Below are 22,766 nucleotides of genomic sequence, written 5' to 3'. Positions count from 1 at the left end.
ATGAAGCCGATCTTCGTTCTCAACGGGCCCAACCTCAACCGGCTCGGCACGCGCGAGCCGCACGTCTACGGCACGACGACACTGGCCGAGGTCGAGGCGATGTGCCGGCAGGCGGCCGGCGACACGCCCGTGCGCTTCCACCAGACGAATGCCGAGTACCAGCTCGTCGACTGGGTGCACGAGGCGATCGACGAGGGCGCGGGCATCCTCATCAATCCGGCGGGGCTGAGCTTCCGCTCCATTCCGCTGCTCGACGCCCTGAAGATGTTCCCCGGGCCGATCGTCGAAATCCACATCTCGAACATCCATCGGCGCGAGGAGATCTATCACCACTCGCTGGTGTCCAGGGCCGCCACGGCCGTCATCGCCGGGCTCGGCCCGCGCGGCTACGTCCACGGCATCCGTGCCCTGATCGAGATGATCGATGGAGGATCGCCATGAAGACATCCATCGCCACGGTCTCGATCAGCGGCGACCTGCGCGAGAAGCTGGCGGCGATCGCCGCGGCCGGGTTCGACGGGGTCGAGATCTTCGAGCAGGACTTTCTCGCCTTCGACGGCACCCCGGCGGAGGTCGGCCGCATGGTGCGCGACCACGGGCTCGAGATCACGCTCTTTCAGCCCTTCCGCGACTTCGAGGGCCTGCCCGAGCCGCAGCGCAGCCGCGCCTTCGACCGGGCCGAGCGCAAGTTCGACCTGATGCAGGAGCTCGGCACGGATCTGATGCTCGTCTGCTCCAATGTCTCGCCGGCCGCGCTTGGCGGCATCGACCGGGCCGCCGCCGATTTCCGCGAGCTCGGCGAGCGGGCGGGCAAGCGCGGCCTGCGCGTCGGCTACGAGGCGCTCGCCTGGGGGCGCCACATCAGCGACCACCGCGACGCGTGGGAGATCGTGCGCCGCGTGGACCACCCGGCGATCGGCCTCATCCTCGATTCCTTCCACACGCTCGCCCGCGGGATCGACGCCGACACCATCCGCGCCATTCCCGGCGACCGCATCTTCATCGTGCAGCTCGCCGACGCGCCGAAGATGACGATGGACCTGCTCTCCTGGAGCCGGCACTACCGCAACATGCCCGGCCAGGGCGACCTCCCGGTCGTCGATTTCATGCGCGCGGTAGCGGCGACGGGCTATGTCGGGCCGCTCTCGCTGGAGATCTTCAACGACCAGTTCCGCGGCGGCTCGCCCCGGTCGATCGCGGTCGACGGCCGGCGCTCGCTCGTCAACCTCATGGACCAAGTGCGCCGGTCCGAGCCGGCCATCGCGATCGACGTGCCGGCGATGCCGAAGCCGGTGCAGGTGGAAGGCGTCGCCTTCGTCGAATTCGCGGCGAACGAAGAGGAAGCGGGCGCCCTCGGTTCCCTGCTCATGACGATGGGTTTTGCCCCGCACGCCAGGCACCGCAACAAGGAGGTCGTGCTGTGGCGGCAGGGCACGGCCGCCGATGGCATCAACATCGTCATCAACACCGAGCACGAGGGCTTTGCCCACTCGTCCTACCTGGTGCACGGCACCAACGCCTATGCCTTCGGCATCAAGGTGGGGGACGCCGAGGCCACGGTGGCCCGCGCCCGTGCGCTCGGCGCGGAGCCCTTCGAGCAGAAGCACGGGCCCGGCGAACTGGCGATCCCGGCCATCCGGGGTGTCGGCGGCGGCGTCATCTACTTCATCGACGGCCGCACCACCCACGTCTGGGACATCGAGTTCGAGCCGCTGCCGCAGGCTGCACAGGCGGGGCAGGCGGCGGGACTCGTCGGGATCGATCACGTCGCCCAGACGATGAACTACGAGGAGATGCTGACCTGGATCCTCTTCTACACGGCGATCTTCCGCATGGAGAAATCGCCGATGGTGGACGTGGTCGATCCGGGCGGCCTCGTGCGCAGCCAGGTGGTGGAGAGCGCCGACGGGGCCGTCCGGCTCACGCTCAACGGCGCCGAGAACCACAAGACCCTCGCCGGTCACTTCATCGCCGAGAGCTTCGGCTCATCCGTGCAACACCTCGCCTTCCGCACGAACGACATTTTCGCGACCGCGGCGGCGATGGCGGGACGCGGCTTCCGCACGCTGGAGATCTCGCCCAACTACTACGACGATCTCGCGGCCCGCTTCGGCATCCAGCCGGAGCTGCTCGACCAGCTGCGCACCCACAACATTCTCTACGACCGCGACGACGGTGGAGAATATTTCCAGGTCTACAGCACCAACTACAGCGAGGGCTTCTTCTTCGAGATCGTCGAGCGCCGCGGCGGCTATCGTGGCTACGGCGCCGCCAACGCACCATTCCGCATCGCGGCGCAGAAGCGCCAGCTCCGGCCGACGGGGCTGCCCAGAAGCTGAAGCGCCGCAAGCGGCGCATCCTGCGTCAGACGACGTAAAGTGCGCGGCGGCCGGGGGCGAACCTCGCGCAGGCGCAAGCGTCCTCCTCGCCTGCAAACCTGCGCGATCTTGCGGCCCGCCCTCCGCCATAACAAACTTGGCGGGGCCGAAAGGCCGCTCTGCCGGAGGAACGCAAGCCCAGAAAGGCGGATGACGTCGCATGATCACGAAGGATCCGCTGCCGAACTGGTCCGAGCCTGCAGCCTATGCGGCGTGGGGCAGGGAATGGATGCCGCCGCTCGAATGCGCCTGGCTTTCATGGATCGCCCACAATGTTCATCCCGACGAAGTCGTCGCCGTGGGCCGGCTCCTGTTCCCCCGCTTTGTCGAGTTCAACGGCGGCGTTTTCCTGGAGATGAAGTTCAAGGAAGCCTCCTTCTTCGAATGGATGGCCAAGCTGAAGCGCCTGCCGGACGTCGAAAGAATTCTCAATCACGTTCACATCCATGATCTGTTTTCAAACTCCACGGACGCGCCCGAAGAATCATACATGGCCGTCGCCGAATTGCTCGCGGCGACGTGGAGACAGGCACTGGGCACATGTTTTCCTGACCAGAGCTTTGTGGTGGAGGTCTCCGCGGATCCCGACGGTGATCCGGTCGTCACCTTTGCGCAATCCGGCCAGACGGCTTCCACATAGGAGCGTTGCGGGCGGGGGCTCCAGGAGCCGGAACCGAACGGGCCGGCCGAAGTTGGTGCGGGTGCAGGCCGACGCCCATCCCCACGACCGGCCGCACTCCCGGCAGAAACTGGAGGCGATGGAGCTTGCCGAGGGTTCGACGATCTCATCGCCGAAGAGCGGGCGGAGCAAAGGCCAAGCGAATGAGCATCGGCGAGCCAGCGGCAGGCGGCGCGTGGTGGCAGGCGGCCGTCATCTACCAGATCTACCCGCGTTCGTTCCAGGACACGAACGAGGACGGCATCGGCGATATTCCCGGCATCATCAGCCGGCTCGATCATCTCGTGGAGCTCGGGGTCGACGCCATCTGGCTGTCGCCGATCTTCCCTTCGCCCATGGCCGATTTCGGCTACGACATCTCGGATTATGCGGCCATTCACCCGCTGTTCGGCGACCTCGGCGATTTCGACCTTCTGCTCGCGGAGGCGCATGCACGGGGCCTGAAGGTGCTGCTCGACCTGGTGCCCAACCACACCTCCGACCGGCATCCCTGGTTTCGGGAAAGCCGTTCGTCACGTCGCAGCGACAAGCGTGACTGGTATATCTGGCGTGATCCGGCGGCGCGGGGCGGGCCGCCCAACAACTGGCTCTCCGAGTTCGGCGGCAGTGCCTGGGCGTATGACGAGCCGACCGGCCAGTATTATTACCATGCATTTCTCGCCGCACAGCCCGACCTCAACTGGCGCAATCCGCAGGTCCGGGCGGCGATCTACGAGGTGATGCGCTTCTGGATGCAGCGTGGCGTCGACGGCTTTCGTGTCGACGTCATCTGGCACCTGATGAAGGACGACCGCTTCAGGGACAACCCGCTCAACCCGGATCACCGGGAAGGGGACCCCGAGCCGCATCGGCTGGTGCCGCTCTATACGACCGACCTGCCCGAGGTGCACCAGGTCATCGAGGAAATGCGCTCGGTGGTGGAGGAATTCGAGGACCGGCTGCTGATCGGCGAAATCTACCTCCCGCTCGAAAAGCTGGTCGCCTACTACGGCCGCGATCTGCGCGGCGTCCATCTGCCGTTCAATTTCTCGCTCCTTCTCGTCAATTGGCATGCTCCGACGATCGCGCGCCTGATCGAGGACTATGAAGCGCTGCTGCCGCGCGGCGGCTGGCCCAACTGGGTGCTCGGCAACCATGATCGCCCGCGCGTCGCAGGCCGGGTCGGCGAGGACCAGGCGCGCATAGCGGCCATGCTGCTCCTGACCCTGAGGGGAACCCCGACCATCTATTACGGCGACGAGCTCGGCATGCCGCAGGTTCCAATCCCGCCGGAGCGCGTCCACGATCCGGTGGAACGGAACATGCCCGGCAAGGGTCTCGGCCGCGACGGCGCGCGCACGCCGATGCAGTGGGACGGAGGGCGCTTCGCCGGCTTTTCCGAGGTGGAGCCCTGGCTGCCGCTGGCGGCGGACCACGCAAGCCGCAATGTCGCGCACATGCGCGAGGACGCCGGGTCGATCCTCAACCTCCACCGGAGGCTCATCGCCCTGCGCCGGCGGCATCCGGCGCTGACGACCGGCAGCTATCATCCGGTTCACGCGAGGGACGATCTGCTCCTTTTTGCCCGGCGGAGCGGCGGGGAACGGCTCCTCGTGGCGCTCAATCTCGGGCGGGATCCCGTATCGCTTGGTTTCCGCGAGCCGCTGCGCGGGACGGTGATCTTGTCCTGCTTCGCCGATCGGGACGGTGAGGCCGTCCGAGGGTCTATCGACCTTGCCGGCGACGACGGCCTCGTGATCGAACTCGAGCCCGAAAGCGCCATGCCGGCTGCATCCTTCTGAGCCGGCGGAACTTCGTGCGGCCACCGGCGTTCGTCAGCATGAGCATGGGGCTCCAAGGGCGGCACGCATCATGTCCTCCGCTATCCGCGCGGTCGAGCAACCGGAATGGTGGAAGCGGCATGCGATCTACCAGATCTATCCGCTCTCGTTTCAGGACAGCGACGGTGACGGGATCGGGGATCTCGCCGGCCTTGCCACCCGCGTCGATTATCTCGCCTGGCTCGGCGTCCACGCCGTCTGGCTGTCGCCGGTCTACCGCTCGCCGATGCTCGATTTCGGCTACGACATCTCGGATTACACCGACATCGACCCGGTCTTCGGCTCCCTCGACCAGTTCGACCAGCTGCTCGAGGCGTTGCATCGCCGCGACATCAGGCTGATCCTCGATGTGGTGCCCAACCACACGTCCGATCGCCATGCCTGGTTTCGCGAGAGCCGCTCGTCCCGCCACAACCCGAAACGGGACTGGTATGTATGGAGCGATCCCCGACCGGACGGAGGACCTCCGAACAACTGGCTGAGCCGCTTCGGCGGCAGCGCCTGGGAATGGGATCCACAGACGGGACAATATTACTATCACGCCTTCCTGCGGGAGCAGCCGGATCTCAACTGGCACAATCCGCAGGTGCGGGCGGCGTTTGCCGACGTTTTGCGGTTCTGGCTGAAGCGAGGGGTCGACGGTTTCCGCATCGACGCCAGCGCGGTGCTGGCCGAGGATCCTCTCCTTCGCGACGATCCGCCTAATCCCGAATTCGACGACAAGATGCCGCCGCCGGAGAAGTTCAGGCGCGTGTTCACGGACGCGCGGCCGGAGACGATGCGGTATCTCGAAGAGATGCGGGCGGTGGTGGACGAATTCCCCGATCGGGTCGTTCTCGGCGAGGTGCAGGGCGGCACGGGCCGCATCGGCCAGTTCTATGCGGGTGAGCGACCGCGGTTTCACCTGCCGCTCAACTTTCTGCTGCTGGACACGCAGTGGGACGCCGCCTCGCTCAGTGGCGGCATCGACCAATATCTCAACGCCGTCCCCGAGGGCGCCTGGCCCGTGTGGATCCTGGGCAGCCACGACAAGCCGCGGATCGCGTCGCTGGTCGGCGAAGACCGCGTCCGGCTCGCCGCCATGCTCCTCTTCACGCTGCCGGGGACGCCGATCCTCTTCGCCGGCGATGAAATCGGCACGCCGAACCTGGACATGTCGGGGCGGGAACCCCGCGACCCCTTCGAGAAGCGGGTCCCCGGCTATGGCCTCAACCGCGACAAGTCGCGCAGCCCCATGCGCTGGAACGCCGAGCCGGGCGCCGGCTTCACGCAGGGCATCCCCTGGCTGCCCGTCGGGGACGGGCTCGAGGAGCACAACGTGGCGAAGCAGCGGGACGACGAGCACTCCCTGCTGTCTCTCTACCGCCGTCTCATTGCGCTGCGCCAGAGCGATCCGGCCCTGCTCGAGGGGTCCTACGAACCCATGCGCTGCCAGGACGAGGTCCTGATGTTCAGGCGCTGCCATAAGGCACGGCAGCTGTTCGTCGCTCTCAACCTGGCGGGCGAAGAGAGAGAGGTCCGGCAGGAGATCTCCGGCACCATCCTGGTCTCGACCCACCTCGACCGGTGCGAGGCGATCGTAGCGGGCTTTCATCTGCGCCCCGGCGAAGGGATCGTGCTGGCCGTCGCCGAGCAGGGGCAGTGACACCGCCTTGTGCGAGCCGCGGCGTTCACGAGCCGCGAGCCGCGCCGCGTCGCATGGCCGCTGCCATCACGGCCGGATCCGGCGAAGGAAAAGCGTCGCGAGCGGCGGCAGTGTCAGCGACAGGTGGTAGGGCCGGCTCTGCGCCGCACCTTCCCGGGCCTCCACGGCGCCGAGGTTGCCCATGCCCGAGCCGCCGTAGGCGCTGGCATCGGTGTTGATGATCTCGCGGTAGATCCCCGGCCGCGGCACGCCGACGGCATAGCCCTCCCGCGGCACCGGCGTGAGGTTGCAGACGACGATCACGATGTCCTCGGCGTCGCTCCCCTGGCGCAGGAAGGCGAGGACGCTGTTGGCGGCATCGTCCGAGACGATCCACTCGAACCCCTCCGGCTCGCAGTCGCGCTCGTGCAGCGCCGGCACGGTGCGATGCGCGCCATTGAGATCGCGCACGAGGCGCTGCACGCCGGCGTGGAAGGGATCCCTGGTCAAGTGCCAGTCGAGGCTGGTGTCGTGATCCCACTCGCGCTCCTGCGCGAACTCGCCGCCCATGAACAGCAGCTTCTTGCCCGGATGCCCCCACATGAAGCCGTAGTAGGCCCGCAGGTTGGCGAAGCGCTGCCAGCGGTCGCCCGGCATGCGGCCGAGGAGCGAGCCCTTGCCGTGCACGACCTCGTCGTGACTGAGCGGCAGGATGTAGTTTTCCGAAAAGGCGTAGAGCATCCCGAAGGTCAGGTCGTGATGGTGGAAGCGGCGGTGCACGGGGTCGTACTGCATGTAGCGCAGCGTGTCGTGCATCCAGCCCATGTTCCATTTGAACCCGAAGCCGAGGCCGCCGTGGTCGGGCGGTCGCGATACGCCGGGCCAGGCGGTCGATTCCTCGGCGATGGTGACGATGCCCGGCGCCGCCGTGTAGGCGGCGTGGTTCATCTGGCGCAGGAAGGCGATGGCTTCGAGGTTCTCGTTGCCGCCGTAGCGGTTGGGCACCCATTCGCCCGTCTGCCGGCTGTAGTCGAGATAGAGCATGGAGGCCACGGCATCGACGCGCAGCCCATCGAGATGGTAGCGCTCCAGCCAGAAACGGGCGCTTGCCGTGAGGAATGTCCGGACTTCGTCGCGACCGTAGTTGTAGATGTAGGTGCCCCAGTCGAGGTGGAAGCCCTGGCGCGGATCGGCATGTTCGTAGAGCTCGGTGCCGTCGAAATCGGCGAGACCGTGCGGATCGTTGGGGAAATGGCCCGGCACCCAATCGAGGATGAGGCCTATGCCATTCGCGTGCGCCGCGGCGACGAAATCGGCGAAGTCTTCCGGCGTGCCGAAGCGGCGCGTGGGCGCGAACAGCGACACGGGCTGGTAGCCCCACGAGCCGTCGAAGGGATATTCGGTGATCGGCAGCAGCTCGATATGGGTGAAGCCGAGATCGCGCACGTAGGGCAGGAGGCGCTCGGACAACTCGCGATAGGTGAGATAGCGGTTGCCCTCCTCGGGCACGCGCGCCCAGGAGCCGAGATGGCATTCGTAGATCGCCATGGGCCGGCGGCGCGGATCGCCCGCCTGCCCGCGCTCATCGAGCCACGCGTCGTCACCGGCGGGCCGGCGCAGGGGCCCGTGCAGCACCGAGGCGGTCGCCGGCGGCGCTTCCGCGGCCAGGGCGAGCGGGTCGGCCTTGAAGTGAAGATTGCCGTGCGCGTCCCTGATCTCGTACTTGTAGCGCATGCCGGGCGACAGGCCGGGAACGAACAGTTCCCACACGCCCACGTCGTGCCGCAGCCGCATGGGGTGGCAGCGGCCGTCCCAGTCGTTGAAATCGGCGATGACGCTGACACGCCGGGCATTCGGCGCCCAGACGGCGAAGCGGAAGCCGTCGATCTCGCCGAGCCGCGTCGGCCTCGCCCCGAGAATATCGGGATACGCCGCCGTGTCGCCCGTCTTGAGAGCCGCGATCTCGTCGTCCGTGATCGCCGCGAAGAACGCATAGGGGTCGTGCCGCACCTCGGTCCCGGCCGCCCGCTCCACCTGCAGGCGGTAGTCGGGCCTGTCGGCCTGGCCAAGGCGCGCGACGAAAAGCCCGGCCGTATGGACGCGGACCATCGGCGCGAGCACCGTCTCGCCGTCGGCGCCGAGAAGCCGGGCTGCGTCGGCTTCCGGCAGCATCGCGCGCACCTCCCATGTGCCGACCGAGACCCGGTGCGGCCCGAGCACCGCGAACGGGTCGCCGTGATCGGCACCGACAAGTGCCGTGATCTCGGCCTGCGAGAGGGTCGTCGGGACGACTTTCTGCGTTGCCCCCGGCTTGTTCTCTGTGGGTCTCATGTCCCCACTCCTTGGCGCAACAGGTCGAGGACGCCGCGCACCGGCGTGCCGATCCACGCCGGACGGTGCGCCGCCTCGTAGCAGATCTCGTAGAAGGCCTTGGCGAGAAGGAAGAGGCGCAGCAGCCCGAGGCGCCGTTCCTCCTCGGCGATCCACAGGGGATGGCCGGCCGCCGCAGCGGCATAGGCCTCGAGGAACACGTCCTGCGTCAGCCGGCGCTTGTGCTCCGCCACGTCCGCGATGCGCCGATCCGCATCGGGGAAACGCTGGCGGACCTCCTCGGCGGCCGTGTCCGCGAGATAGGCGAACGACCGCAGCATGCCGGCCACGTCGCGCAGGGGCGAGGTCTTGGCACGCCGCTCGTCGGCCGGCCGCGCGGGCTCGCCCTCGAAGTCGACGATCACGACGTCGTTCTCCGAGATGAGCACCTGGCCGAGATGGAAATCACCGTGCACGCGCATGCACAGCCCGGCCGGCCGGATGCGGGCGCTGCGCTGCAGCAGTGCTTCCGCCTGGCCGCGGCGGGCGAGCAGGTCCGCGATCGCTTCCCGCGCCCGTTCGGGGGCCTGCGAACGGAGTTCCTGCAGGGCGCTGAAAGCCCGTCCTGCCAGCGCGAGCGCGTCGTCGGCGACGGCCGCAACGTCTTCGGCCGCCAGCGGCGCGGTGCGGAAGGCGGGATCCTCCGTCGGCGTGGCGAGGGCAAGGTGCAGTTCGGCGGTGCGGCGCCCGAGCAGGTCGAGGTAGCCCCGCAGGTCGCGGGCCGAGATCCCGGCCGCGATCGCTTCGGGATGGCCGTTCAGCGGCTTGTTGAGGGCGACATGCTCGAGGTCCCGCTTCAGGGCTTCCAGCGACCAGGACCAGGCATCGCCCTGGTTGGCGACGAAGAGCTGCAGGACGGCGAGCGCCGTCGGTGTGCCGTCCTGTTCGACATATTCCAGCGTGCCGAGGAGCCCGGGCGTATTGCGGTAGCCGACCTCGGTCAGAAAGCGCCCCACTTCGAGCTCGGGATGAATGCCCGGCTGCAGCTGCCGATAGAACTTCATGACCAGCTTGTCGTCGAGCGCGATGGACGTGTTCGATTGCTCGAGCCCGAGGCGCCGGGGCGTGAGCTGGTCCTCAGGGGGAAGGCGCGCGAGGAACTCCGCCAGCTGCGGCATGGGCGTGAAGCGCATTTCCCCCTTTCTGGCCGGGATCCGTTCGCCCCGTTCGATGGCGGCGAGCATGGCGGCCGGGAATTCCGCCGTGGCCGTCGCGTCGACGAGCAGTCCGACGCGGGCGCCCCGCCGCACGCGCGCGAGCGCATAGGGCATGAGCGGCTCCGCCTCGTGATCCTCGATCGAGAGCGGTGCGAAATAGCGTTTGGGCGGCTGACCGCGCCCACTCGTCGACAGGAGGGCGAGCGGGAAGGCCTCGCGCCCCGTGCCGTCCTGCAGGATGGCCATGTCGTCGAGGGAGACGTGCGGCCGCCCGCCGACCGACGCGAACCAGCGCTGGCCCGCGAGGAAGGGCGGCGCGATGTTGGTCTCGAAGGCGCTGCACTCGCGCCCGTCGAAGAGGGAGGCCGCCGCGCCGCGCATGACGAGCGTGAACAATTCGTGCATCGGCCGCGGCCCGAAGCGCGCCTCCTCCGCCGGCACGGTCACGATCTTGAACCAGAAGAAGCTGTGCGCCGGCAGCGTCAGGAGATAGGGCAGCTCGCCGAAGGGTGGAAACTGCTCGCCGGTCGTCATCTCGCAGGGCGCGTAGCCGACGAATTCCGACAACTCCAGCTCCACCGCCTGCGGTGCGCGCGAGAGATTGGCGACGCACAAGATGCGCTCGTCGTCGAGCTCGCGCAGATAGGCGAGCACGCGGCGATTGGCCGGGAACAGGAAGCGCAGCGAACCGCGCCCGAAGGCCTGGGAGGTGCGGCGCACCGACAGAAGGGTCCTGAGCCAGTGCAGCAGGCTCGGGAGGCTGCGGTACTGGGCCTCCACATTGACGGCGGTGAAGCCGTAGATCGGGTCCTGGATCGGCGGAAGGAACAGCCTCGCCGGATCGGCGCGGCTGAAGCCGCCGTTGCGGTCGGGTGACCATTGCATCGGCGTGCGCACCCCGTCGCGGTCGCCGAGATAGATGTTGTCACCCATGCCGATCTCGTCGCCATAGTAGATGACCGGCGTGCCCGGCATCGACAGCAGGAGGCTGTTCAGGAGCTCGATCTTGCGCCGGTCGTTGCCGAGAAGGGGCGCGAGCCGGCGCCGGATGCCGAGATTGATGCGTGCCTGCCTGTCGGAGGCGTAGAACGACCAGAGATAGTCACGCTCCTGGTCGGTGACCATCTCGAGCGTCAGCTCGTCGTGATTGCGCAGGAAGATGGCCCATTGGGCGCCCTCGGGGATCTCGGGCGTCTGGCGCACGATGTCGGTGATGGGATGACGATCCTCCTGCGCCACGCCCATGTACATGCGCGGCATGAGCGGGAAGTGAAAGGCCATGTGGCATTCGTCGCCCTCACCGAAATAGGGGGCGGTGTCCTCCGGCCACTGGTTCGCCTCGGCGAGCAGCATGCGGCCGGGGAATTCGGCATCGAGCGCGGCGCGGATGCGCTTGAGGACGGCGTGGGTCTCCGGCAGGTTCTCGCAGTTCGTTCCCTCGCGCTCGATGAGATAGGGAATGGCGTCGAGCCTGAGGCCGTCGACACCCGTGCGCAGCCAGAAGCGCATGATGTCGATGACCGCCTCGACCACCCGGGGATTGTCGAAGTTGAGATCCGGCTGGTGGCTGAAGAAGCGGTGCCAGTAATAGGCCTTCGCGACCGGATCCCACGACCAGTTCGACGGCTCCGTGTCGAGAAAGATGATGCGGGCGTCGCGATATTTCCGGTCGGTGTCGGACCAGACATAGAAATCGCGCCAGGCCGAGCCGGGCCGCGCCCGCCGCGCCCGCTGGAACCACGGATGCTGGTCCGAGGTGTGGTTGATGACGAGTTCGGTGATGACCCTGAGCTCGCGCTCGTGCGCCTCGCGCACGAAGCGGCGGAAGTCGCGCATGGTGCCATAGGCCGGGTTGATGCCGCGATAGTCGGCGATGTCGTAGCCGTCGTCGCGCAGCGGGGAGGGATAGAACGGCAGCAGCCAGATGGCGGTGACGCCGAGATCCTTGATGTAGTCCAGCTTCTGGATGGCCCCTTCGAAGTCGCCGATGCCGTCGTTGTTGGCGTCGAAGAACGACTTGATGTGCAGCTGGTAGATGATGGCGTCGCGGTACCAGTACGGATCGCTGCGGTCGATCATGGCCGTGCCTCCGCGGGTGGCACGAGGCGCCAGACGACGACCGGGTTGTGGGCCGGATCGAGCGCGATGCGGTGCACCTTGCCGTGCAGCGTGAAGCGGCCGCCGAAGATGAGGTCCTCCGCGTCGATTGCGGCGTCGTCCGGCAGGCCGAACTCCCACAGCGGCACCTCGTAGTCGCATTCCTGCCGGTTGTGCGGATCGAGGTTGGCCAGCACCATGACCGCGTTGTCCCGGGCGGGAGTGATGCGGGCGTAGGCCAGCACCTGGTCGTTCCAGGCGTTGAGGACGAGGATGTTGCGAAAATCCTGCAGCGCGCGGTTGTCGCGCCGGGCGAGGTTGAGCTTGCGGATGTGGTCGCGGATGTTGCCCGGCGCATCCCAGTCGCGCGCCCTGAGCTCGTATTTCTCGGAATCGAGATATTCCTCACGCCCGGGCAGCGGCGCCGCCTCGCACAGCTCGAAGCCGGAATAGAGGCCCCAGCTGCTCGACAGAGTGGCGGCGAGCGTCGCCCGGACGACGAAGCCCGGGCGCCCGCTGCTCTGCAGGTAGTAGGGATTGATGTCGGGCGTGTTGACGAAGAAGTTCGGCCGGTAGCATTCGGCCATGTCGCCGCTCGTCAGCTCGCGCATATAGGTCGTGAGCTCGGCCTTGGTGTTGCGCCAGGTGAAGTAGGTGTAGGACTGCTGAAAGCCGACCTTGGCCAGCGCCCGCATCATCTTCGGCCGGGTGAAGGCCTCGGAGAGGAAGATCACGTCCGGATGCCGGCCGTTCACCTCGGCGATGAACCATCGCCAGAAGGGCAGCGGCTTGGTGTGCGGATTGTCGACGCGGAAGATGGTGACGCCCTGCTCGACCCAGAACAGCACCACGTCGCGCAGCGCCTGCCAGAGGGAGATCTGGCCGTGGCCGTAGAAGTCGACGTTGACGATGTCCTCGTACTTCTTGGGCGGGTTCTCGGCATGTTTGAGCGAACCGTCCGGCCGCCAGTCGAACCATTCGGGATGTTGCTTGATCCACGGATGGTCGGGCGAGCACTGGATGGCGAAGTCGAGCGCGATCTCGAGGCCGTGGTCGCGCGCGGCAGCGACGAGGCGCCGGAAATCCGCGATCGTGCCCAGTTGCGGATGCACGGCATCGTGCCCGCCCTCGGGCGAGCCGATGGCATAGACGCTGCCGACATCGTCCGGCGCAGCCGTGAGGCTGTTGTTGCGGCCCTTACGGTTGGTGGTGCCGATGGGATGGATCGGCGGGAAGTAGAGGACGTCGAAGCCGAGGTCGCGCACATAGGGCAGGCGGGCGATGACGTCGTCGAAGGTGCCGTGGCGCTGGCCGTCGTTGGCGGCGGAACGCGGAAAGAGCTCGTACCAGGCTGAGAAGCGCGCCTTCGGCCTTTCGACGACGACCGTCCGCTCGCCGGCAAAGCGCGTAAGGTCGAGCCGCTCACCCCAGCGGCCGATGAGCTCGGCATTGGCGGGATCGAGCAGCATGGCAAGATGCTGGTCGGCGTGGGCGGCCTGCACCGCCGTCAGCAGCTGCGACAGGTCCACCGCCTCGGGCCCTTGCGCAAGACCGACGGCCGCCCTTGCGATTTCGACGCCCTCGATGGTCTCCAGCGTCAGGTCGCGCCCCGCGGCCTGCTTGACCTTGACCTCCTTGAGCCAGCTCGCGAAGGGATCGCGCCAGGCCTCGATGGTGAAGACGTAGCGGCCTGTCTCGGTGACGGTGAAGGAGCCGCTCCAGCGGTCGTTGTCGCGCGGGCGCATCGGTGCATGGCGCCAGCCCTCCTCGTCCGCCTTGCGATAGAGCAGGGCGGCAGCGATGACGTCATGGCCGTCACAGAAGATGTCGGCAAAGACCTCGACCGTGTCGCCGATGATGCGCTTGACCGGCGTGGCGCCGCAGTCGACCTCCGGCCATACGTGCTCGATGGCGATACGGTCGGCCGCCGGCGGCCAGGGGAACGGGGTCTCATCCGCCATCTCGCGTCTCCAGGAGCACTGCAACCGGCAAACGAGCGAAGAGTTCCCGCAAGGCTCCGCGCTGCGCCCGGCGCCCCGTCAGCACGTCCGTCCAGGTGCCGGGCGGCAGGTCCACGGCGGTGTCGTGCCAGATCTCCGCAGGCGGCAGCAGGCCTTCATCCTCGTCGAGGAGAGCCGCGAAAAGGCGGCCGACCACCACGACGAGCCGCGCCCCTTCCGCGCCACGCATGAAGGCGAGCCCGTGCCTTTCACGCGCGCCGCTGACGGCGAGGGGGCGATAGTCCCCCTGGGCGAAGAGTGCCGGATGGGCGGCCCGCAGCTGCAGAAGGCGGGCGAGCAGCGCCTGCTTGACGGCGCCGCTGCGCCAGTCGCGCAGCAGGTCGGCGGGACCGGCGCGCGCGGCGACGTCGAGCGCCGCCCGACGCGCCGCATAGTCGACGGCACGGCGGTTGTCGGGATCCACCAGCGACAGATCCCAGAATTCGCAGCCCTGGTAGATGTCCGGGACGCCCGGCACGGTGCACTTCAGCACCGTCCGCGAGAGGCTTGCCGCCGCTCCGAGCCGGGCGAGGCGCCGGGCGAGGGGGGCGAACGCGTCGAGGAAGGGCGAGCCCGGCACGATGAGCCCCGCGAGAAGCTGTTTCGCCGCCGCCTCGTAGCCGGTGTTGACGTTGAGCCAGCTCGAATGGCGCTTGGCCTCGCGCAGCGCCTTCTCCGCATAGGCCTGGAGGCGGGCGAGAAAGTCCGTGCAATCCGCCGCACCGGCGTCGTCCAGCATGGCGATGGGCCAGGCGCCGAGGATCGTCTGCAGCAGGAGATATTGATCGTTCGCATCCGGCGCCGGCCGGTCGTCGATCTCCGTCAGCAGCGGCCGCACGACGCGCCGCCAGCGCTGCCAGGCGCGCGACCATTGTGCCGGCATTTCCGACAGGGCGGCGATGCGCAGGCGGGTGTCCTCGCCGCGCTTGGTATCATGCGTCGCCGTGGCGGTGAGCGCATGCGGCCAGTCGGCCGCCCGCGTGGCCATGGCGCCGTGGAAGGCCTGGCGCGGAACGCCGAAGCGGCCGGGATCGCTACCGACCTCGTTGAGCGGGACGAGCCGCACCCAGCGATAGAACAGGGTGTCTTCCAGGCTCTTGGCCATCACGGGGCCGGTGAGCTGCTGAAAGCGCGTGCGCAGATCCGCCTCGGTTTCCGCGCCACCGGCAAGCAGGCGCGCGGCGATGAAGTCGTGGGCCGAACCGTCGGGCAGCCGCGTCCTGCCCTTGGCGGCCGCGACGGTGGCGGCGATGATGCGCCGATCCTCCGGCGACACCGCCTGCCCGTCGAGATAGGTGCGATAGACCGGCAGCGCGGCGACGATCTCCGTCAAGGCCCGCCGCAGCGTGTTGAGCGAGAAGTCCCGCGTGTGCCGGTCGGCATCGGCAACGTCCTTCAGCCGCGCGGCGAGCGCGTCGCGTTCTCCGGCGAAGAGCGTGTCGAGGATCATCGCCTTGACCGTGCGCAGGTCCTCCTCGACATCTCCCGCGATGCCGGCGGCACGGCGGTAGATCCCGTCCATCGACCGTTCACGTGCGCTGTCCACGAAGACGCCGTCCAGCAGGCCGAGCACGTCGTAGCCGGTGGTGCCGGCGATGGGCCAGCGGCGCAGCTCCTCGCCGGGCTCGAGGATCTTCTCGGCGACGATATAGACCTCCGGTCCGACCTTCCGGCGAAGGGCCGCCAGATAGCCGGCGGGATCGGCGAGGCCGTCGATGTGGTCGATCCGCAGGCCCGCAACGACGCCGTCCCGTACGAGACGGGCGATCAGGGCGTGGGTGCGCTCGAAGACCGCCGGCTCCTCGACGCGCAATCCCGCAAGGTCACCGATGTCGAAGAACCGGCGGTAGTTGATGGCATCGGCGCCGACGCGCCAATGCACCAGCCGGAAGTGCTGCGCCTCGAGCAGCCGGTGCAGGCACGCGGGCTCGCCATTCACGGCCTCGACCCGGGCGGCGATGGCCGCTGCCACTTTCGCGTCCCGGGCGATGGCGGCGATGTCGGCCTTGACCTCCTGCGCCAGCTCCAGCGCGTGGGTCCCGTCCGTGGCCGCGAGGCTCCGGAGCGTGTCGACGGCCGCCGCGAGGGCAGGGTGCCCGCCGAGGACCGGGTCGAGGATCATCGGATAGGTCGGCGGCGAGAGCGGGAAACGATGCTCCCAGTACCAGACGCTGAAACACCCCTCGGCCGCCTCGAAGGCGAGCTTCAGCTCGCCCTTGTCGAGGGCTTCCCCGTAAGGCGAACCGAGGGAGGCGACGACGAGCTTGCCGTCTGCCCCGGGCCGGCGCCAGTCGATGTCGAAGGCCTGGGCCGCCGGCGACCGGGGCCCCCATTCGAGCACCGACAGCCAGTCGCGGTTGTCGGCGCCGCCGATGCCCATGTGGTTCGGCACGATGTCGAGGATGAGGCCGAGGCCGTGCTTGGCGAGCGCCCCGCCGAGCCGTCGCAGGCCTTCCTCGCCGCCGAGCTCCGCGCTGACCGCCGCGTGGTCGACGATGTCGTAGCCGTGGGTGGAGCCGGCCCGGGCCTGGTGGATCGGCGAGGCATAGGCGTGGCTGATGCCCAGTTCCGACAGGTAGGGCACGATCGCGCCGGCACCGTCGAAGGTGAAGTCCCGGTTGAACTGCAGGCGGTATGTCGCGCGCGGAACGGCGGAACGGCGCGGCACGGCGGCGGGAGACCGCCCTTCCTCCGCGATCGCCGCTGCCGTGCGCGCGAGCGTCCCGCCTGCGGCAAACAGCGCTTCGTTCGTCATCGACAGGCGCCGCCGCCAGTTCGGATATTCGTCGACCGTGCCGGGAAGGTTGGCCTGGTCCATCTCGCCCGCCATGTCCTCGAGCTGTACGGCGACGAGGGCGCTCGCCGTACGCGCCAGAAAGCGCGTCGCCGCCTCGAGCGGCGGGGCCTGCGATGGCTCCGGGGGTGCGAGCCCTTCCTCGGCGAGCGCGGCGGCGAGGGCGGCGCGGTCGCGCGCCCGCCTGCGCCGCTCGTCCTGGGCGCGGCGGCGGCTGAAGATGCCGAGCCTTTCGCGCGCATCGACATCGGCGGCCGCCCACCAGCCGCGGAAGGTCGGCAGATCGTGCGTGCTCATCGCCGCGAGCGCCGAGGAGGGATAGTTCCGGGGCGAGCGGAAGCCGCCGTCCCCCGTGCGCTCGAAGGGCAGGAGCCGATAGCTCAACAGGCCGGAGGCGATGATGGCGTCGGAAAAACCTTCGGGCGCCGTGCCGAGGTCCTCGGCGATGACGAGGCAGCGGGCCCGATGGCTCTCGATGCGCAGCACCGCGAGCAGCGCATCGAAGGGATAGGTGACATAGGCGCCGTCGGCAGCCGTTGCGCCGGCCGGGATGACGAACAGGCGCTGCAGCTGGAAGGCATGGTCGATGCGGATGGCGCCGGCATGGCGCAGGTTGGCGGCGACGAGGGCGCGAAAGGCGGCAAAGCCGTCCATGGCCATCGTCAAGGGGTTCGGCGGCGGCAAGCCCCAGTTCTGCCCCTGAGGGCCGAGCAGGTCGGGCGGGGCGCCGGTCGTGAGGCCCTGCGCGAAGGCGGCGGGCTGGGCCCAGACCTCGGAGCCGGCCCCGTCCGGCCCCACCGCAAGGTCGCGATAAAGGCCGACGGGCATGGCCCGCGCCCGCTCCGCCGCCGCGGCGAGCTGCCTGTCCGCCTCATACTGAAGCCAGGCGTGGAAACGCACACGCTCGGCCTGCGCCGCGGCAAAATCACGGACCTCCCGTGCGTGGCAGTCGCGGAACGGCGCCGGCCAGTCGCCGCTCCAGCGGCATCCCTGGTCGCGGAAATGCTCCGACAGCGCCTCGAAGATCGCATGCAGCGTCAGCGGCTGCCCGCGCTTCTCGACGAATTGCGCGAAGGCGGGATCGTCCCCGCCGCGGCGCTCTCGCCACAGGCTCTCCAGCACGGCGGAGCGATGCCGCCAGGCGGCTTCGTAGTCCACCAGAAGGCTGTCAGCGGAGGGCCCGGCGCCAGGCGCTGGCGGCGTCCGGCCGTCGACCGCCGCCGGGTCGATGTAGAGCGGATCGAGGAACAGGCGCGACGATGGCGAATAGGGCGAGATCTTGCTCCGGTCCGACGGAAAGAGCGCATGCAGCGGGCTGAGGCCAACGAAAGCAGCGCCGAGATCCGCTGCCCGGGCAGCGACATCGCCGATGTCGCTCAGGTCTCCTATGTCCTCCCCGGGGGGCGAGCGCAGGCCGTAGACCTGGGCCGTGATGCCCCAGAGCCGCTCGCCCCGCTCCAGGGCCTCCGGCTGCCAGCACCGTGGGGGCGCAACGAGGAGCCAGGTAGCGGCATCTTCAGGCGCGTCGGCAAGTTGCAGGCGATAATAGCCGGCGCCCAGCGGCGGCAGGGCCAGCGCCGCGCCCGCCTCCGTCACGACGACGTCGACGGTCCTGTCGATCGCGGCGCCGCCCTCGTCGGTGATCCGCACCCTGCGCCTGCCCGGCTGGGACGGACCCTGCCAGGGCAGGTGGCTCGGCTCCTTGGCGCGAGCGACGAAATAGGGCGGCAGGGATAGCCGCTTCTGCGCCTCCATGACCTCCAGGCTGTCGGCATCAAGGCCGAATGCGGCGAGGATCGCCCGGCGCGTCGCGATGGAGGGGCGGCGCAGGCGCCCGAACCCGTCGACATGGCGCGGCGCGATGCCGACCGCATCGGCCACCTTGGCGAGGCGGGCGTCGAGCCCGGCGACACGACGCGCCGTCATGGCCGGGGGCTGGCGAAAAAAGCCGCGCACCAGGCCGGCAGGATGCACTCGTCTCCTTCCAGCCGGGCAGGTTCGCTCATGGAGATCGCGGTGGATTGGTCAACGCCCGAGAGCGTCAGCGGCGCGTCGCCCACATTGAGGATGAAGCGCAAGGTGCCGGCCTCGAAATGCCAGGAGACGTCCAGGCAATAGGGCGTCGGTAGATCCCAGCGGGCGTCGCGAAAGCCGGAACGCAGCAGGGGCAGCACGTGCGCCTCGCGCAAGGCGAGAAGGCGCCGCACCTGCCCGAGGATGGGCGCATGCGGCGGGTGCTCCCGCTCGTTCCAGTCGATGCGGGAGCGGACGAACGTGTCTTGCGCATTCGGATCGGGGATGGTCTCGGCGCGCGCCGGATCGGAGAAGCCGGCGCCTTCCGCGAATTCACGCCGCCGCCCCTCGCGCACCGCCCGGGCGATATCCGGCTCCTCCGCATAGTCGACGAAATAGAGGAAGGGGCTCGTGCTGGCCCATTCCTCGCCCATGAACAGCATCGGCACCTGGGGTGACAGCAGCAGCGCGGCCCGTGCGGCGGCGAGGCGCTGCTCCGGCACGAGTGTCGTCAGCCGCTCGCCGAAGGCACGGTTGCCGATCTGGTCGTGGTTCTGCAGGAAGGCCACGAAGGCAACCGGCGGCAGATGGCGCGACGGCTCGCCGCGTGGCGCGCCCTTGCGGAAGCGCGAGGGTTCGCCCTGGTAGACGAAGCCCTCGACCAGGGCCCGGCCGAGGGCCCGAAGCGGGGCGTCGCCATAATCCGCGTAGTAGCCCGAGCTTTCGCCGGTGAGCACGACATGCCAGGCATGGTGCAGGTCGTCGTCCCATTGGGCCGTGTAGCGCCGCGCCACTCCCCCCGAGCGCTCGAGATAACGGGCTTCGTTGGCATCGTTCTCGAGCACCAGATGCACGTGCCGGTCCGGGAAGCTCTCCCGCACCGCCCTGGCGATGTCGTCGAGAATGTGCGGGTCGCTGTCGTCGGCGATGGCATGGACGGCATCGAGCCGCAGGCCGTCGAGATGGAACTCCTCAAGCCAGTAGAGCGCGTTGTGGATGAAGAAATCGCGCACCGGCGCGTTGCCGCCCTCGAAGTCGATGGCCTGGCCCCAGGGCGTCGCATGGCGGTCCGTGAAGAACGGCGCGGCATAGGCGTGGAGATAGTTCCCCGAAGGACCGAAGTGGTTGTAGACGACGTCGAGCAGCACCATGAGCCCGAGGCTGTGCGCAGTTTCGACGAGGCGCTTCAGGTCGTCCGGCGTGCCATAGGCATGATGCGGCGCAAACGGCAGGACGCCGTCATAGCCCCAGTTGCGCAGGCCCGGACATTGCGCGACCGGCATCAGCTCGACGGCGGTGATGCCGAGGCCGGCAAGGTCCGGCAGCTGGCCGGCGAGCGCCGCGAAGGTCCCGTCGGGCGTCGCCGTGCCGACGTGCGCCTCGTAGAGGACAGCCTCTTCCCACGGCCGCCCGCGCCAGCCGCCATCGCGCCAGTCGAAGGCCTGCGGGTCGACGACGAGGCTGGAGCCGTGAACGCCGTCCGGCTGGCGGCGCGAGGCCGGATCGGGCACGACCAGCGTGCCATCGATGAAATAGCGGTAGCGGGTGCCGGCCCGCGCCTCCGGCACGAGCAGGCGGCGCCAGCCGTCGCCCGCCTCCGGCAGGTCGACGCGCCGACCCTGGAGATCGAGCGCGACGGAGCGGGCCGTCGGCGCCCAGAGCGAGAAGGTCGTGCCCTCGTCGGAGAGCTCAGTGCCGAAGGGCATCGGGTGCCGGCGGCGCATCCTCGTCCTCCTCCGCGGGCGCGTGTTGAAACAGCAGCAGCGAGCGGGCGCCGAGCACGAGTGGATCCGCGGGCGTCAGGGGGGCTGCGTCGGCGGCCGGGCTCCCGTCCGGCGTGGCGCTGTCGAGGACCGGGATCCAGCGCCCGTCCCCGAACTCCTCCGGCAGGCTGAAGGAAACCTCCTCCGGCGCGGCGTTGAGCAGCAGGAGGAAGCGGACCGCGTCCGGCGCATCGTTGCCGAACTGCACGCCGAGCGTGCGGCGAAGATCCTCGTCCCAGTCGCTCTCCGTCATCTCCCGGCCTTCCGGGGCCAGCCAGTAGACGTCCTTGAGCCCGTTCGTGGCGCGGCCCGAGTAGAAATTGCGCCGCCGGAAGGCTTCGAAGCGCTTTCGCAGCGCGATCGTGCGGCGCATGAAGTCGATCATGGCCCGGTCGCCGCCGTCGTCATCCCAGGCGAGCCAGCTCGTCTCGTTGTCCTGGGCATAGGCATTGTTGTTGCCGTTCTGCGTGCGCGACAGCTCGTCGCCCATGAGCAGCATGGGCGTGCCCTGCGAGAGCAGCACCGTCGCAATCATGTTGCGCTTCTGGCGCGCGCGCAGGGCGATGATGTCCGGATCGTCGCTGGGGCCCTCGACGCCGCAGTTCCAGGACAGGTTGTGGCTGTGCCCGTCCTGATTGTTCTCGCCGTTGGCCCCATTGTGCCGCCGGTCGTAGCTGACAAGGTCCTGCAGGGTGAAGCCGTCGTGCGAGCAGACGTAGTTGATGGACGCCCAGGGGTGTCGTCCGGACGGCCGAAAGCACAGGGCCGAGCCGGCCAGCGCATCGCCGAGCGCCGGGAGCTTGCCGGGGTCGCCCCGCCAGAAGCTGCGGACGGTATCGCGGAAACGGTCGTTCCATTCGCTGAACCCGGGCGGAAAGCCGCCGAGGCGGTAGCCCTCGTGGCCGACGTCCCATGGTTCCGCGATGAGCTTGACCTTGCTCAGCGTCGGATCCTGCCGGATGGCCTGCAGGAAGCCGGCATGGTCGGAAACGTCGTAGGGATCGCGCAGGAGGGTCGCGGCGAGATCGAAGCGGAAGCCGTCGACATGGTACGAATTGACCCAGTGCCGCAGCGAATCCATGACGAGCTGCAGGACGCGCGGGTGGCTGAGGTTGAGGCTGTTGCCGGTACCGGTGGCGTCCCAGCAGTGTCGCCGGTCGTGCGGTGACAGCTTGTAGTAGACGGCGTTGTCGATGCCGCGCAGCGACAGGGTCGGCCCGAGCTCGTTGCCTTCGGCCGTATGGTTGTAGACGACGTCGAGGATGACCTCGATACCCGCATCGTGGAGGGCATGGATCGCCGCGCGCAGGCCGTCGGTGCCGGCGCTGCCGTGATAGCGCGGCTCGGGCGCGAAATAGGCGAGGGTGGAATAGCCCCAGTAGTTGCGCAGGCCCTTTTCCGTGACGAAACGATCGTCGACGAAGGCCTGGATCGGCATCAGCTCGACCGTGGTGATGCCCAGGCGGACGAGATGCTCGAGAATCAATGGATGCCCCAGCGCCTCATAGGTGCCGCGCAGCGGCTGGGGAAGCTCCGTGCGCAGCTGGGTGAGCCCCTTGACGTGGGCCTCGTAGATCACCGTGTCCTTCCACCGGGTGCCCGGCGGCGCATCCGCCCCCCAGTGGTGGGCGGGGTTTCCAACCACGGCCTTCGGCATCAGGCGGGCACTGTCGCGCCGGTCGAAGGTGAGGTCGGCACGGGCGGAACCGAAGCGATAGCCGAAGAGCGCGTCGTGCCAGCGCACGCGGCCGGACAGCTGGCGCGCATAGGGGTCGATCAGCAGCTTGTTCGGGTTGAAGCGATGGCCGTTGTGCGGTTCGTAGGGCCCATGGACGCGATAGCCGTAGAGCTGGCCCGGATAGACCCCCTCGAGATAGCCGTGCCAGACCTGCTCGGTGAGGCAGGGCAGGGGGATGCGATGAATCTCGCGCAGGCCCGTCGCCTCGAAGAGGCACAGCTCGACCTTGCTGGCGTGGGCGGAAAAAAGGGCGAAGTTGACGCCCTTCCCATCCCAGGTGGCGCCCAGCGGAAAGGGGGAGCCGTCGTCGATGGCGAACATTATCCAGCCCCA

Annotated in this window: 10 protein-coding genes and 1 pseudogene; 5 read left to right on the top strand and 6 right to left on the bottom strand. The window is 68.6% G+C overall.

Going from position 1 to position 22,766, the window contains the following annotated elements; translation table 11 throughout:
* The 5 genes from AL346_RS23270 (at position 1) to AL346_RS23250 (ending at position 6,522) form a co-directional block, all read left to right on the top strand.
* Complete coding sequence (locus AL346_RS23270; protein WP_019404869.1) at positions 1 to 441, top strand: type II 3-dehydroquinate dehydratase; 441 nt, start codon at positions 1 to 3, stop codon at positions 439 to 441.
* On the top strand, positions 438 to 2,339 hold the full coding sequence (locus AL346_RS23265; protein ID WP_019404868.1) for a bifunctional sugar phosphate isomerase/epimerase/4-hydroxyphenylpyruvate dioxygenase family protein: 1,902 nt from the start codon (positions 438 to 440) through the stop codon (positions 2,337 to 2,339). Before AL346_RS23270 ends, AL346_RS23265 begins: the two co-directional genes overlap by 4 nt.
* Positions 2,340 to 2,538: 199 nt before the next feature.
* A complete protein-coding gene (locus AL346_RS23260; protein ID WP_019404867.1) occupies positions 2,539 to 3,018 on the top strand; it encodes a hypothetical protein in 480 nt (159 codons plus the stop codon).
* Positions 3,019 to 3,200: 182 nt separating this feature from the next.
* Positions 3,201 to 4,838 carry an alpha-amylase family glycosyl hydrolase gene (locus tag AL346_RS23255; protein WP_019404866.1) on the top strand — a complete coding sequence of 546 codons (1,638 nt, stop codon included), beginning with the start codon at positions 3,201 to 3,203 and terminating at the stop codon, positions 4,836 to 4,838.
* 70 nt (positions 4,839 to 4,908) lie between these two features.
* Entirely contained in the window at positions 4,909 to 6,522 is a 1,614-nt protein-coding gene (locus AL346_RS23250) for an alpha-amylase family glycosyl hydrolase (protein ID WP_019404865.1), read from the top strand.
* A 66-nt stretch (positions 6,523 to 6,588) separates the two neighbouring features.
* Here the strand turns inward: AL346_RS23250 and glgB are convergent, their stop codons facing one another.
* The 6 genes and pseudogenes from glgB to glgX form a co-directional block, all read right to left on the bottom strand.
* The gene (gene glgB / locus AL346_RS23245; protein WP_019404864.1) at positions 6,589 to 8,832 is read right to left on the bottom strand and encodes a 1,4-alpha-glucan branching protein GlgB; all 2,244 of its coding nucleotides are present in this window, start codon (positions 8,830 to 8,832) and stop codon (positions 6,589 to 6,591) included.
* Positions 8,829 to 12,107 carry a maltose alpha-D-glucosyltransferase gene (gene treS / locus AL346_RS23240; RefSeq protein WP_019404863.1) on the bottom strand — a complete coding sequence of 1,093 codons (3,279 nt, stop codon included), beginning with the start codon at positions 12,105 to 12,107 and terminating at the stop codon, positions 8,829 to 8,831. The genes glgB and treS overlap by 4 nt, the downstream gene beginning before the upstream one ends.
* A pseudogene (locus AL346_RS23235) lies at positions 12,104 to 14,113 on the bottom strand (alpha-1,4-glucan--maltose-1-phosphate maltosyltransferase); the annotation flags it as partial. The pseudogene AL346_RS23235 and the gene treS, both read right to left, overlap by 4 nt.
* Positions 14,076 to 18,845, bottom strand: coding sequence for a malto-oligosyltrehalose synthase (gene treY / locus AL346_RS23230; RefSeq protein WP_053194246.1), 4,770 nt, complete (start codon positions 18,843 to 18,845; stop codon positions 14,076 to 14,078). The pseudogene AL346_RS23235 and the gene treY, both read right to left, overlap by 38 nt.
* Positions 18,842 to 20,656, bottom strand: coding sequence for a malto-oligosyltrehalose trehalohydrolase (gene treZ, locus AL346_RS23225; protein WP_019401932.1), 1,815 nt, complete (start codon positions 20,654 to 20,656; stop codon positions 18,842 to 18,844). The genes treY and treZ overlap by 4 nt, the downstream gene beginning before the upstream one ends.
* Positions 20,622 to 22,754, bottom strand: coding sequence for a glycogen debranching protein GlgX (gene glgX, locus AL346_RS23220; RefSeq protein WP_019401931.1), 2,133 nt, complete (start codon positions 22,752 to 22,754; stop codon positions 20,622 to 20,624). The genes treZ and glgX overlap by 35 nt, the downstream gene beginning before the upstream one ends.
* Between the last annotated feature and the right edge of the window lie 12 nt (positions 22,755 to 22,766).

Source organism: Chelatococcus sp. CO-6 (assembly GCF_001271345.1).
Lineage (GTDB): Bacteria > Pseudomonadota > Alphaproteobacteria > Rhizobiales > Beijerinckiaceae > Chelatococcus_A > Chelatococcus_A caeni.
The sequence above is the reverse complement of the archived record's forward strand: the minus strand, read 5'-3'. Positions and strand labels throughout refer to the sequence as shown.